Source organism: Nocardia sp. GP40, from assembly GCF_050434125.1.
GTDB lineage: Bacteria > Actinomycetota > Actinomycetes > Mycobacteriales > Mycobacteriaceae > Nocardia > Nocardia albiluteola.
This window is the reverse complement of sequence record NZ_JBNPVW010000005.1, coordinates 271,199-285,361: the sequence shown is the minus strand read 5'-3', so window position 1 is coordinate 285,361 and position 14,163 is coordinate 271,199. Positions and strand designations below refer to the sequence as shown.

At 69.4% G+C, this 14,163-nt stretch carries 9 protein-coding genes and 1 pseudogene; 3 read left to right on the top strand and 7 right to left on the bottom strand.

What is annotated here, in order from left to right; genetic code table 11:
- Positions 1–3: 3 nt before the first annotated feature.
- The 6 genes from ABH933_RS17780 to ABH933_RS17755 all read right to left on the bottom strand — a co-directional run bounded on the left by ABH933_RS17780 (position 4) and on the right by ABH933_RS17755 (position 7,930).
- Positions 4–1,581, bottom strand: coding sequence for a serine/threonine-protein kinase (locus ABH933_RS17780; RefSeq protein WP_429420599.1), 1,578 nt, complete (start codon positions 1,579–1,581; stop codon positions 4–6).
- 61 nt (positions 1,582–1,642) lie between these two features.
- The gene (locus tag ABH933_RS17775; RefSeq protein WP_429420600.1) at positions 1,643–2,899 is read right to left on the bottom strand and encodes a DUF7373 family lipoprotein; all 1,257 of its coding nucleotides are present in this window, start codon (positions 2,897–2,899) and stop codon (positions 1,643–1,645) included.
- A complete protein-coding gene (locus ABH933_RS17770) occupies positions 2,896–4,098 on the bottom strand; it encodes a DUF7373 family lipoprotein (protein ID WP_429420602.1) in 1,203 nt (400 codons plus the stop codon). The genes ABH933_RS17775 and ABH933_RS17770 overlap by 4 nt, the downstream gene beginning before the upstream one ends.
- 110 nt (positions 4,099–4,208) lie before the next feature.
- A complete protein-coding gene (locus ABH933_RS17765; RefSeq protein WP_429420604.1) occupies positions 4,209–5,420 on the bottom strand; it encodes a DUF7373 family lipoprotein in 1,212 nt (403 codons plus the stop codon).
- Positions 5,421–5,510: 90 nt separating this feature from the next.
- Positions 5,511–6,746, bottom strand: coding sequence for a DUF7373 family lipoprotein (locus ABH933_RS17760; RefSeq protein ID WP_429420606.1), 1,236 nt, complete (start codon positions 6,744–6,746; stop codon positions 5,511–5,513).
- Positions 6,747–6,751: 5 nt separating this feature from the next.
- Complete coding sequence (locus ABH933_RS17755; RefSeq protein WP_429420608.1) at positions 6,752–7,930, bottom strand: DUF7373 family lipoprotein; 1,179 nt, start codon at positions 7,928–7,930, stop codon at positions 6,752–6,754.
- Between the two features lie 127 nt (positions 7,931–8,057).
- Between ABH933_RS17755 and ABH933_RS17750 the strand changes: the two genes are divergently transcribed.
- Positions 8,058–9,464 (top strand): FHA domain-containing protein, encoded by a 1,407-nt coding sequence (locus ABH933_RS17750; protein ID WP_429420610.1) that lies wholly within the window; start codon positions 8,058–8,060, stop codon positions 9,462–9,464.
- Positions 9,465–9,482: 18 nt separating this feature from the next.
- Here the strand turns inward: ABH933_RS17750 and ABH933_RS17745 are convergent, their stop codons facing one another.
- Positions 9,483–10,904, bottom strand: coding sequence for a neutral zinc metallopeptidase (locus ABH933_RS17745; protein ID WP_429420870.1), 1,422 nt, complete (start codon positions 10,902–10,904; stop codon positions 9,483–9,485).
- On the opposite strand from ABH933_RS17745, the pseudogene ABH933_RS17740 reads away from it, so the two are divergent.
- Together ABH933_RS17740 and ABH933_RS17735 are read left to right on the top strand one after the other, a co-directional pair.
- Positions 10,822–11,280 (top strand): annotated as a pseudogene (locus tag ABH933_RS17740) (FHA domain-containing protein); the annotation flags it as partial. The gene ABH933_RS17745 and the pseudogene ABH933_RS17740 overlap by 83 nt on opposite strands.
- A gap of 429 nt (positions 11,281–11,709) precedes the next feature.
- Entirely contained in the window at positions 11,710–14,103 is a 2,394-nt protein-coding gene (locus tag ABH933_RS17735) for an ATP-binding cassette domain-containing protein (RefSeq protein ID WP_429420872.1), read from the top strand.
- Positions 14,104–14,163 lie beyond the last annotated feature (60 nt).

Here is a 14,163-nt window from a genome sequence, read left to right as displayed (position 1 = left end):
GAGCTACTGAATCCTGTTGTGCAGCACCGGAACCAGCTTGGCTAGTTCGGTCGCCTGGGAGTTCGTGTCCCAGCTCCGCATGGCCGCGACGGCGGTCGGGTCGTCGAGGGGGATCACCGTGGCGCGGGAGTTGGTGATCTCGTAGGGCAGTCCGAGCAGGCCGCCGCCGCCCGCGCTCTTGTCGCTGCGCACGGCGAGGATGTAGCTGTCGTCGGCGGCGTTGATGCTGTCGTAGTCGGTCATCGGGCGGGGGGAGGTCTCGCCGCCCTGCTTGACGTAGCTGAGGTTGTAGACGAAGCCGAGGCCCTGCAGGAAGTCGGTCTGAGGGGTGCCGCCCAGGTAGATCGCGACCTTGCCACCGTCCAGGACGTCGACCATGGTGATGGTCTTGCCCGCGAAGGCCGGATTCTGCGCCTTGGCCTGGGCCAGCGTGGTCGGGGCGGCGGCGCTCGTGGCGCTGGTGGTCGCCGCGGTGGGCTGCGAGCCGCCGCTCTGGGAGACCCAGATGCCGATGCCCGCCGCGACGGCCACCACAACGACACCGACGGCGGCCGGGATCAGCCAGCGGCGCTGCGGCTTCGGCGAGCTCAGCAGCTCGGACAGGTCGGCGGGGCCCGAGGTGGATACCCCGGGGTCGGTCATGTACGAACCCGAGAGCCTCGCCCGCGGATCTGTGCCCGGCCGCGGGTCGTGGACCTGGATCGGATAGGTCGGGGAGGTGCTTGTCGGGGCCGGATTATGGCCGGGGGTCAGGGCATTGGCCGCGGCGTCGGTGAATTCGCGGCAGGTGTTGTACCTTTCGGCCGGGTTCTTGGCCAGCACCTTGGCGAAGACCTGATCGATGGCCGGCGGCAGCCCGGGGGAGAACTTGGTGGCCTGCGGCGGCGGGTCGTACAGGTGGCCCATCATGACCATCGCCGGTTGCGTTGCCGGATAAGGGTTCTGGCCGGTCAGCAGCTTGTAGAAGGCGCAACCCAGGCTGTAGATGTCGGCGTGGTGATCCACCGCCATGCCCTGCAACTGCTCCGGCGGGGCGTAGGCGATGGTGGCGACGAAGCTGCCGGTCTGGGTCAGTTCACCGGGATCCTCGGTGGATTTCGCGACGCCGAAATCGGTCAGCAGCACCCGCTCGTCCTCCTCGCCGTCGGTTGTCGACAGCAGGAAGTTGGCGGGTTTGACGTCGCGGTGCAGCAGGCCGCGCCGATGCGCGTAGTCCAGCCCCCGGCCCACCTCGGTGACGATGCGCAGCGCGCGCAGCGGGGTCATGGCGTGCCGGTCGCGGGCCAGTTCGGCCGAGGCGTCGGTGCCCTGGACGTACTGCATCGCGATCCACAGCTGACCGTCCTCCTCGCCGCGGTTGTAGACCGAGACGATATTCGGATGGTCAAGTCCCGCAGCGAGATTGGCCTCGCGCTCGAAACGCCCACGGAATTCGGCATTGGAAGACAGCTCACCGCTGAGCACCTTGATCGCGTCCATGCGCGGCAGGCTCGGGTGTTTGCCCAGGTAGACGGTTCCCATGCCGCCGGCGCCGAGCACTCGCTCGATCCGATACCCACCGACGATGGTGCCGGGACTCATCGCCATCTTCTACAAACTCACTCTCGATCGGTGGGATGATTGCCGCCCAAACTCGCCCATACTAAGGCTCCCACTGACTGTTGGCCAGCAGGGCGAATTGTGCGGCGGCCCGCTGATGCGCGTCGATCAGCTGATTGGATTCGACGTAGCCGACGTAGTTGCGGTAGGCGACGATGCAGGTGAAACGCTTCTGCCCGCCCAGCGAGGACGCCCACTCGTCGCCGCCGTCGCTGTTGTCCACGCACGCCGAGGCGGGCAGCTTCGGCACGGCCTCCGCGTTGGAGTGATGCGGGCCGGGGGTGAGCCGATCGGTCACCGCCTTCGCGGCGTCGGCCGCGTCGGCGGTGCGGACCACCAGTGCGTCACCGGTTCTGGCGAACTTCAGGCCGCCGATCGCGGTGAAGGTCTTCTTCGCATCGGCCCGATCTGGCAGGTAGTGCAGAATGCCGCGCGGGCCGAAGACCGCGTTCTGATCGCCGAACGTCGGATTGCCGTCCTGATCCGGGTTCAGCGCGCGGCTCAGCAGATATTCCGGATCCCATGCCAGATTCAGGGTGTCGACGTCGGAGATCGGCGACAGCTGATCCAGTACCGGACCCTCTGTGTCGTAGGTCTTTTCGCTCAGCGCGCTGAGGTTGGCCTGATCGGCGGTCGGCGCGAACGCCACCACCGCCTCCACGTACGAACCGTGCGCGAGGAACGACCGCATGACCGGCGCGCCCGGCCGCCAGTGCGCGTGCGCGTCGGGGTATTTGCCCAGCGGGACAGGCTGATTGGCCTTGTTGCCCCCGATGTCCGCGGCATAGAAGTCGCCCGCGGCGCGGGCGGCCGTGGCCGGGTCGGCGAATTGCATGACCATCAGATCGATCGTGGTCGAGTTCTGCTTGTCCGGGGTGGGCCAGTCGCCGGAGCCCAGGAAGTTGCCCTGATCCGAGCCGGCGGATTCGAAGCCGAAGTACATGTCGTCGCGCTTGGCGACCGCGGTCATCGCATCGCCGGGGCCGAGACTGCCCGGGAGCAGACCCGAGGTGAACGACTGCGAGGTCAGACCCACGCGCATCCGGGGGTCGACATCGTAGGCCGTGGTGACGAATTCGCTCAGCCGCAGCCCGGCGATCTGCAGGCTGTCGAGCAGATCGGGGGGATCGTCGTCGTGGATGTCCAGCGGATCGACCGGGTAGCTTCCGATGTCGAGGGTGCGCACATCGATCTCCGACGGCCCGGCGGAGCCGTGCACGGCCGAACCGCACGCGGTGAGCGTGGTGGCCAGGCCGATTCCGGCCAGCGCGACGATCAGGCGGCGACGCGGGGAGGTCATGATTTCGCCTTCACCAGGATCGCGTACTGGGCCGAAATGCGTTGCTGCGCATCGAGCAGCTGGTCGCCCCAGGACTGGGATGCGTAGCGGCCGTGGGCCACCGCGCAGTAATAGTGGATTGCCTGGGTCTGCGGGCCGTGGTACTGGCGGCATTTGGCGATCGGCAGGCCGCGCGGCGGTGCGGCGGACTTGAAGTGCTTTTCCGGATCGCCGAGCTGGTCGCGGGCGTCCAGGGCGGTGCCCTCGTCGCGGGTGCGGTACAGATCGTTGCCGTACTGCGCGTATTTGTCGACGCCGTCGGCGACGAGCCACTGCTGGGTGCTCAGCGGGTCGGTGCTCCAGTTCAGTGCGGCATGCGCGTCGTAGACCGCGGGCGGATTCAGCCAGTCGTCGGTGGAGGCCTTGGGGCGCACCATCGTCCGGCCGAGCATGCCGGAATCATCGATGGGCTGATAGGTGAGCTGATCGACCGGATGCGGGGTGAATTTCGCGATCGCCGGAACGACCGTGTCCAGGCTCTTGGTGACCTTGCCGACCAGTTCGGGCAGGTCGGCGTGGTGGAACCAGATCCTGGCGTGGTCGTACACCGAGGTGAACACGAGCATCTTCCCGCTCGCGTACCAGTCGTCGATCGCCTGCGTGCCCGGTTCCCAATGGGCATGGGCGGCGGGATATTTGGGGATCGGCACCGGATGGTTGCCGGGCTTGCTGGTGAAATCGAGATGTTCCAGGGCGGTGGCGGCGCCGGCGGCGGACTGCTCGTCGGGGAAGAGCATCACCGCGTCGACCAGTTCGAGGCCCGCGTTCGCCTGGCTGCTCCTGCCGTAGCTGACGAAGCCGCCGACCAGGCCGGGCGCCACGGCGGCGAAATTGTCCAGATTGCAGAAATTCGGCAGCATCGAATTCTTGGGATCGGTGAACACGACGGCATTCGAATTTCCGCCGTAGACCAGTGCGGGATCGATATCCATCGCCAGCGGGACCACGTTGCCGAGGCGCTCGGCCTCGATGTCCGCGGCCTGCAGCGCATTCTTCGGTTTGCCCATATCGCGCGGACTCGCGTCGTAGGGGCCGAAATCCAACGCGCTCAGGTCGATCCGTGGTGTGGGGGAGGACCCGCCGTGGCTCGAACCGCAGCCCGTGAGCAGGGCGGTGAGCAGCAGCGTCAGGCCGATCGCTGATACCGACGACCTGCGCATACTTCCCCTCCCGTGGAACACGGCCGCGTCCACCCGCTCGGCGACGGCCCGTCGGTATCCTACACACCCGGCCGACGGTGGCCGGGTCTGAAGTTAACCCCTGTACGCGTTCACAGGCTGTTGGCCAGCAGCGCATATGCGGCCGCGGCTCGGGTCCGGATATCGGAGCGGTCGTTGCTCACGACCACCTCGACGTACCGGCCGTGGGTGATGAAGCAGCGGTACGAGAACTGCCGGGTGCTGTCGCCGCTGCTGCTCAGCTGCAGGCACCGGGCGCCCGGTAGCTGCGCGGGAGCGTCGGCCGACTCGTAGGTCGTGTCCGTGGCGGCGACCAGGCCGTTGACCAGACGCCCGGCCGCCGGGGCGTCGCGCACGCGCAGCACCGTGCTGGTGTCGGCGATGGCGACCGCATCCAGGCCGGTATCGGCGGCCAGTTTCCGGCGCCCCGCCTCGTCCTGGCCGTTATCGATGAAATCGTTGGGGCCGTAGCTGGCGAAGCGATCCCGGTCGGGCGTGATCGCGGTGCGGTCGCGCACCACCGCACGGGCCAGCAGGCCGTCCGGATCCAGCGGCAGGCCGGCCAGCCGATCGGCCGGCGTGGCGGTGAACGCGTCCAGCGCGGGGACCTGGGCGTCGAAGCACTTGCTCACCCACGCCAGCAGATCCTGATCGTCCGGCTTGGGCCGCTCGACGAACAGCGAGATCACGAAGTCCTTGTGCGCCAGGAAGGCCCCGACGTTGTTGATGCCGGGGCGCCAGTGGATGAAGGCATCGTGATACTTCGGCAGGGTGAGCTTCTGGTTGTCGACGGGGTCGACACCGAAATCGGCGTCCTCGAGCTCGCCCGCGGCGCGCGTCGCGGTGTCGGCGTCCGGGAATCGCATCACGAAGTCGGTGACCGAGGTGGTGTCGGAGGTGGCGACGCCGCTGCCGGGCTCGTCGGCCTTGTCGGCGCCGGAGGTGGTGTAGCCGGCGAGCAGGTTCTCCTTGTCCAGGATCGGCTTGGACACCACGGCGAGCAGGCGGGTGGTGGCCTCGGTGTCGTCCGCCACGACGCGCCCGCCCTGGCCGACCACCAGCGACGGGTCGATCGCCACCGCCGGAACCACCGCCCGCGACATCCGCATGCCCTCCGCCAGCGCACCGGCAGTGCCGGCGGTCTGGGTGTAGGAGTGTTTGTCCACGGCGAAGCTGCCGACATTCAGGGTGCGGACATCGAGTTCGGCGGCGGTCGGCGTGCCCTTCACCCCGCATCCGGCCAGGAGCGCGACGGCTGCGGCCGCGGTCAGCGACGCCTGTATGTGGCGTGTCGTGAGGCGCATTGCGGGACCCCCGGTTCCTCCAGGTAACCGATCAAAAGTACCGCACCGGGGGTCGCCGCGCGGGCTCTCGCGGCTGGCAACATCCGTGGGTTACCGGCTCCCGGCCAGGATCGAATACTGCGCGGCCGCACGCTGATACAGCCCCTGTTCGGTCCGGCCCTCCAGGGTGTCCGCGGACCCGACCAGGCCGACATAGCGCCCGTAGACCACCGCGCAGATCGAGCGGGCGTTGGTCACGGGATCCGCCTCGTCCCGCTCGACACAGTGCGCATCGGTGATGCCCGGCGGGTTCGCGAGCTCCTGGTCGTCGTGCCCGACGAGGGTCAGCGTCGCCTGCAGCCGGAATGCCGAATCGAGATCCCTTGTGCGGTAGATCTTTCCGGCGTTCTGGGCGACGAGGTCGACGCCGTCGGCGGCGAACGCCCGGCGCATCAGGCCGGCGTCGTCCTCGAAATGCAGTGCGGCGCCGGGATCGTAGACGCCCTCGAGGTTGTCGAGCGAGTAGTCGCTGGGCGCCACCACGCTGCGGGGATCGGCCAGTGTGCGTCGCAGCATCGCGTCCCGGTCCGCCTCGAGTCCCGGGATGTCCTGTAGCGGTGTGGGTGTCAGGCTCGCCATTGCCGCGAACTGGGCCCGCGCCAGCGCGGTCAGCCGGGCCGCCAGCGCGACCGGATCCGGCCGCGGGAGCACGGCCTGGATCAGCACGAGGTACGCGCCGCGCACCGCGAGGAGCTGACCGGTCGCGTCGTCGGCCGATCCGGCCGGGGCATTCGGCTCGGCGACGGGCAGGGGGTGACGTCCGGGAGATCCCATGGCGCCGTTGAGATCCCCCGCCGCCGCCTGGGCCGCGGCCGGATCGCCGAAGCGCAGCAGGGCGATGTCGGCGGCTCGGCGCGCGCGCAGGCTCCGGTTGTTGCGCCCCAGCATGACGCCGCCGATGAGGCTGTGCGCGGGGGCGATCGAGGCGAATGCCTGTGGCAGCAGATGATCGTTGTCCAGGATTCCCACGGCGTCGCTGTCGATGCTCTCGACGTCCGAGGCGAAATTCAGGTCCGGATCGATATCGGACGGGTCGGCCAGATAGCCGAACATGCGGCGCGCCTCGAGCCGGTAGACCTCGTCGGCCGAGTCGGTCTCCGGGCGGTAGTCGGCCGGATTCGCGACGTACGGGCCGACATTGAGCGTGCGCAGCTCGGTGCCCGTCATCCCCGCGACGGCGTGGCCGGGCACGACGGAGGAGGTCAGGGTGCCGGTGACGGTCGCGATCGCGGCGGCCAGAATCGTCGTGAGGACGACGACCCGGAAGCGGCGGATTCGCTCTCGCATGCGCCTCATCGATCCGTCAGCAGGACGTACTGCGCCGCCACCTTCTGGTGCAGTACATCGAGGTTCGGGTCCTTCGCCAGGACCGTGTAGCGGTCGAGCTGGAAGACGCATTCGTCGGTGTCCGGCTCGGATTCCTGTGTGTCGGAAAAGCATTCGATATTGCCCGGGATTCCCGGCGGCGGGGGGAGGAGATGGTCGCGCGATGCCGGCCGCCAGCGCGCCCAGAGCGCGCGCGACGCCGCGCCGGTGCGGCTGTGGAAGACCTTGGCGCCCCCGATGGCGGCGCGATCGATGTCTCCCGTCGTCAGCGTCCGGATGTCCGGATCGTCGAGCTGTTCGATCGCGCCGCGCCCGGCGTAGACGCCGTCCGGGACCTGGCGGGTCGTCTGCCGCGCCGAGGGCAGTGTGTGTCCGAGCAGTCCGTCCGGATCGAGCGGGAGGTGCTCGAAACGATCGGCCGGGGTTGGCGAAAAGTCGTCCAGCAGTGGCAGTTCCGCGTCCAGCGCCCGCTGCGTGCGGTCGATGAGGGCGCCGAGGTCGGGGGGTGCCGCGGGCGCGTCCACCTTGACGAACACCACGAACGAGCCGTGCGTGAGCCAGGTGCCCAGCGAGGCCACCGTCGGCTGCCAATGTGCCCGGGCCTGTGGATATTTCGGCATCGGCACGGGTTGATTGGCCGGCGCGAAGGTGAAGTCGTCGTGCTCGAGCGCCGATCCGGCGGCGGTGGCGCGGGCGGCGTCCGGGAGCTCGATGACCGCGATGCTCATCGTGCGCGCCGGCGGCGCGGATCCGGTGGTGGGCGGGATCTGCCCTGTGACAACCCATCCGCCCCGCAGGCCCGGGGTATCGGCCTCGAAGGTGTCGTTGACCAGGATGCCGTCCAGGCCGTTGTGGTCGATCACGAGCCCGGAGTCCTGCAGCTGGGTCAGGGCGGGATCCGCCTCGGACGGCAACGCGACGTAATCGGCCAGCCGCTGCGACTCGCGGATGCGTGCCTGGCGGTTGTTCAGCGCGTCGCCGAGCGCGCGCGGGACGATCCGGTAGTGGCCGACATCCAGTCGCGACATGTTGGTCTCCTGCCGCTCCGGTGTGCCGGAAACCATTGCCCCGCAACCACTGACAATGATCATCAGGGCACTCGCGACGAGTGCGGCGGCACACTGCGGCGCCGGAGTGGCCTGCATCCTTCTCCCTCCAGGGCGGTTCGTACGATAGCAATGCCGGGAGCGCCGGACTCGCGGTGTGCCGGTGCTTTAACCTGTTGCGTGTGCTGACGACGATCGGGGGCCTGTGCCTCAGGGGCCGATTCCTGTGAGGGATCGGCAGGTCGAGGTCGTCTCCGGAAACCATGTCGTGGTTCGCGTGGCGGGCGTCTTCGTGCTGGTCGCACACCGTGAGGGCGGTCCCGTGCGCGATGATTCCGCGGCCATGCGCGCGGCCGAGGCGCTGTCGCAGCTGGCCTTCGAGGCGGCCGAGCAGAGCCCCGGCGGGCCCGGGCGGCTCATCGCCCAGCAGGTCACGGACTGGCTGATAAGCGAACCGGGCAACCGGATCGACCTCGGGATCGTGTCGCAGGCCGATACCGGAGGGGTGGCGATCTTCCTGCACGGCGCGGTTACCGCGGTGCTGGCCGGTGAGACCGGCGTCGACTATTTGCGCGGCGCGGATGCGGCCTTCACCGTCGATCGGATCGCCGAGGCGCCCGCGCGGGCGGCGGCGATCTTCGTCGACGAGGAGCCCGGTCGCGCCCCGGAGCTGCCCGGGCGTGGAATCGGCTCCCTGGTCGAGGGTGTGGCGCTCGCGTCCGGGGCGGTGATCTGGTTCGAGGGACGGCGGTCACGGGCGCGAGATGTCGAGGTTACGCCGGTTTCGGTTGCGCCGGTTTCGGTGCCGCAGCCCGCGGTGGACCTGCGGCGCCTGGCGCAGACCCAGCTCGGTCGACCTGCGGATTTCCAGTCGCAGCAGCCCCCGCTGTCGCCGCAGCCGTCCGTGTCGCAACCCTTGTTGTCGCCGCAGCCGTCCGTGCCGCAACCCCTGCTGTCGCCGCAGCCGCCTGTGCCGCAACCCGCGCCGTCGCCCATGCCGCAGCCCCCGCCGTTGCCGCAACAACCGCTCTTCCAGCAGCCCCCGCCGTTCTCACAGCAGTCCGACGCGCACAGCATGCCCACCGAACAGGGCCGGCACGGCTCGCCCGATTCGAACCCGCAGGGATATCCGGCCAAGCCCGACCGTGCGGCCGCGCCGGGCGTGCGGGTGCTGGGATTCAAGTGTGCGCGAGCGCATCCCAGCGATCCGCGCTCGGCGTTCTGCACGGTCTGCGGGATGCCGGTGGATCAGACCCAGCAGCTCGCGGAGGTGCTGCGTCCGGCCCTGGGCACGCTGGTGCTCGACGACGGCACCACGTTCACCCTGGTCTCGGACACGGTGCTGGGCCGGGACCCGCAGAACTCCGATGCCGCCCGGCAGGGCCTGGCGCCGTTCCAGATCGAGGACAATTCCGGTGGCATGTCCCGCGCGCATGCCGAGATCCGCCTGGTGAACTGGGATGTCACGCTCGTGGACCGCGGCTCGACCAACGGCACGCAGGCCCGGCCGCCCGGCTACGATTGGATCCGCCTGCAGCCCGGCCAGCCCCTGGCCCTGACGTACGGTACCGAGGTCATGCTGGGCAACCGCGTGCTGCGCTTCGATCCGGCCGCGCCGCCGCCCTTCGGCTGAGCCCCAACCGATTCCGGGCTACTCGTACCGGGACTCGCACGTCTGCTGGGTGCCCAGCACCCCCGCGCGGAAGGCATCCACGCGCGAGAATCCACTGGGGACGGTCTTTCCCGCGACGTCGCTGGCGGCCAGGCCGTCGGTGAGCAGGCCCGAGACCGCCTTGTCGAGATCGCCGGGAGACAGGGCGATATCGCCGGTGGCCGCGGTGCGGGTCGGATCGCCCAGCTTGGCGGTGATGACCCCGGACAGGCAGGCCGCGCGCAGGCCGGTCTTCGCGCCCGACAGCTGTTCGTGCAGATTGTGTTGCACCGCAAGGGTGTACCGGGACACGAACACCACGTAGGCGTTGTAGTCGCCCGCGATGCGGGTCGGAAAGCCGTTCTGGTCATCGGCATTCGCCGCGCCGCGGGTGGCCAGGCCAGGTACGTCGGTGCCGATGGTATTCGTTGCGGGACAGTAGGTCACCGGCTCGGTGTCGGTGGCGTCCGAGCACCCCATCCGGGCGCCGTGATAGTCGTAGGACGGCTCGTCCGAGACCGGAATGATCGAGGCCATGGCCTTGCCGAGCTCGATGAGATTGTCCTTGGTGATGGGCAGTTCGCCGTGCGTGGGATCGTCGCCGTAGGACTGCGGCAGGCCCCGGCGGCGGTTGTTCACATCCGTCATGTCGATGGCTCCGCAGGCTTTGGGGCCGTCGGTGAATCCGATCTGCACCGCGCTCACCCGCTCGAAGGCCGAGCCGTGCACCGACTCGACGTCGCCGGGGTTGGCGTCGCGGATCGCCACCGTGGCGGCCAGCACGCTGTTCAAGCCGTCGGAGGTGTTGAGCGTGAAGTGCTTCGAACCGCCCTGTGCCACATGCTGCATGAACACCCCGGCGAAGCAATCGGCCTGCTGCTCCTTGACGATCACCGGGGTCTTGTCCTCGACGGTGTGCGCCATGTTCTGGATCGCGTGGCCGTACTCGTGGGCCAGCACCATGACGATCGCCATTTTGCCGAAGCTCGCGGACATCAGCGGCAGCAGCACGCCGCGATCCCACCCGATAGAATTGTCCAGCCGGCAGTACGCCGCGTTCACCAGGCGCAGGGTGGACTGCCCGCAGAACGGGCTGTTCACGGTGGACTTGGCGTCCCAGGAGTGCAGCGTGGTGACCGGGGCGAACGTACCGTCGAAATCCTTGTGATACTCGTCCTGCCAATAGCTTTGGATGTCCTCGACGGCGTTCAGGGCGAGCGTGTCGAACTCGCCGCGGTCGCCGCCGGCGGCGGTCAGCGTGCTGTCCGGCGCTCCGGGCCGCGGGCCACTCGGACCGCTCGTGGTGGGCAGTCCCGCGACCAGGAACGGATCCTGATAGATGGATACCGCGCGCCCGACGACGGTCGAGGTGCAGCCGGTGAGCACCGTGACCGCGAGCCCCAGCGCGGCAAACGCCGCCATCACCTGGCGTTTCGCCACTTGTACGTCCTCCCCTGGGCGGTCGCGGATCCGTTGCGGGCGGGTGCGCGAGAAAATATGCACTCCACCGATGTCCGAGCTTTCGCATATTATCCGGCACATGTCATCACCGGGGGCACAGCGGATCACCGTGCGCTATGAGGGAGTCGATAGGGGCTTCAACGCAGGTCAGCAGATCACCATCGGCCGCGCGCCGGAGGTCACGCTGTTCGTCGACAGTCCGCTGATCTCCCGGGTCCACGCGACACTCAGCTGGCAGGGTAGCGGCTGGATCCTGTCCGACAACGGAAGTACCAACGGCGTGTTCGTCGACGCGCAGCGGGTCACCGGGCCGGTGCACATCGGCCGGGCGACTCAGGTGCGGCTGGGCAACGCGATCGACGGGCCATTGCTACAGCTGCTGCCGGACGGCGCGCCGCAGCCCGCACCGCAGCGTCCTCCCGCCCCGCCGCAGCAGCGTCCGGGGCCCGCGATGCAATTCCCCAATGCGCCGGTGCCCCCGGCACAGTATTCCGGGCCCCCGCAGGGCTCGGTTGTCCCGCCGCAGCGTCCCGTGCCGCCCGCGCAGCGTCCCGCCATGCCGCCGCAGAGAGTGGGTACGCCGCAGTCGCCGGGGATGCCCCCGCAGGGTTCGTTGACTCCGCCACTGGGTGCGGGTGGGCCGCAAGGAGCGATGACTCCGCCGCGGGGGCCGGGGAATGTGCCGCAGGGACTTGGGAATTCACCCTACGGCGCGATGCCGCCGCAGGGATCGACGCCGCCGGGCCAGATCGCGCCGCAGGGGCAGATGGCCCCGCCGCAGCGTCCGCCGACGCCCGCACAGGGTCTGCAGCAGCCGGGCCGGCAGCACCCGTCGACGCCGGCGCCGGGCGTGCAACAGCCCGCTCCCCAGTGGCCGCCCGCGCCGGCCGCCGCTCTGCAGCGCCCCCCGGCCCCGCCGCAGCAGCCCCCCGCCGCACCGGCATCCGGGCAGGGCCTCGCCGGCCAGCAACAAAATTCGGCCGCACCGGCGTCCGGGCAGCAGGGCCTCGCGGGCCGGCCCCAGGATCGGGTCCCCCCGTCCGCACCGCAGCCTCCCGCTTCCCCGAATGCCCGCCCGTCGCAACCAGTTGCGGCGAACGCGGGCGCGGCGAACCTGAACATGACGACCAAGGCCGATGCCTCGATGCTCCCGCCGATGCGGGCGCGCGCCTCCACCGGTCCCGTCGCGCGCGCCGACCGGATTCCGCCGGGCGGCCTCACCCTCGGCCGCACCAGCGACAACCAGATCGTCGTCAACGACCCGCTGGCCTCCCGTCGGCACGCCCGCCTGGTCAAGGGGCCCGAGGGGCTGGTCATCGAGGACCTCGGCTCGGCCAACGGCACCTTCGTCAACGGCAGCCGCGAACAGCGAACGACGTTGCGAGAGCGCGATATCGTCACCATCGGCAACGCCGACTTCCTGGTGCAGGACGGCACGCTGGCGCTGCGCCAGAAGCCCGTGGCCGAACAGGGCCTGGACGTGCACGGCGTCGGCTTCACCGTCGAGGGCCGCAAGCAGCTGCTGGTCGATGTCAACATGCAGGCCGGGCGCGGCACACTGACCGCGCTGATCGGGCCGTCCGGCGCGGGCAAGTCGACGCTGTCCAAACTCGTTGCGGGAGCGACCCATCCGTCCGCGGGCGTGGTCACCTTCGAGGGCCGTAACCTGCACGCCGAATACCAGGCCATGCGCAGTCGTATCGGCATGGTCCCCCAGGACGACGTGCTGCACCGTCAGCTCACCGTGCGCCAGGCCCTGGGCTTCGCCGCCGAGCTGCGGCTGCCCCCCGACACCACCAAGGCCGACCGCCGCCAGGTCATCGACGGTGTGCTGCAGGAACTCTCGCTCACCGAGCACGCCGACACCCGCGTGGACCGCCTCTCGGGCGGCCAGCGCAAGCGCGCCTCGGTGGCCATGGAACTGCTCACCGGCCCGGCGCTGCTGCTGCTGGACGAGCCGACCTCCGGCCTGGACCCGGCGCTGGACCGCCAGGTCATGACGATGCTGCGGGAGCTGGCCGACGCCGGGCGCACCGTCATCGTGGTGACCCACTCGGTGGCCTGCCTGGACATGTGCGATCAGGTGTTGCTGCTCGCGCCCGGCGGCAAGACCGCGTACTTCGGGCATCCCGGCGCGGTCGGCGAGGTGCTGGGCACCAGCGATTGGGCGGACATCTTCGCGCGGGTCGCGGCCGACCCCGACGGCGCGTTCGCGAACTACCGCTCGCGGCAGGCCGCGGTGCCGCCGCCACCACCGCCCGCGCCGCGCGGCGATGTCGGGCGGCCGCCGAAGACCAGTGCGCGCAAACAGTTCTCGACCCTGGCCCGGCGGCAGGTCCGGCTGATCCTGGCCGATCGGGGGTACCTGGCGTTCCTCGCGATCCTGCCGTTCGTGCTGGGCGGGCTGTCCCTGGTGGTGCCGGGGAAGAACGGATTTTCCAAGGGCGCGCTCACCCAGGTGAGCGACGGGCACGGCGGCATCGCTTTCATACCGTCCGGCGGTACCGAGTCACTGCAGCTGCTCGTCGTGCTGGTGCTGGGCGCCTGCTTCATGGGATCCACGCTGACCGTGCGCGATCTGGTCGGCGAACGCCCGATCTTCCAGCGCGAGCGGGCCGTTGGGCTGCGGCCCTGGTCGTATCTGATGGCCAAGATCACGATTTTCGGCTTCGCCGCGATGCTGCAGGCGGCGGTGCTGGTCGCGATCGTGCTCATCGGCAAGAAGCAGCCGGGGCACGGCACGCTGATTCCCTCGGGCAACATCGAGCTGTACGTCGACATCGCGGCGACCGCGGTCTGCTGCGTCATTGTCGGCCTGCTTCTGTCGACCCTGGCGAGGTCGAGCGAACAGGTGATGCCGCTGCTGGTGGTCGTCATCATGGTGCAGCTCGTCATGGCGGGCGGCATGATCTCGGTGACCAATCGCGTCGTACTCGAGCAGATCGCCTGGTTGTTCCCCGCGCGCTGGGGTTTCGGCGCCGGCGCCTCGACGGTCAACCTGAAGACCCTGGACCCCGCCGACAGCGACGTGATGCACGAGGCGCTGTGGAAACACACGGCGAACATCTGGATGCTGGACATCGGGATGCTCGTTGCGTTGGCTGTAGTTCTATCGATCATTACGTGGTGGAGGCTGCGGCTGCGGAAGTCCTCCTCGTGAGTAGTCAATGTCGGACCCCCGCGAAACGGCGGCAACCAGGTGATAAACCTGCCCGGTCGC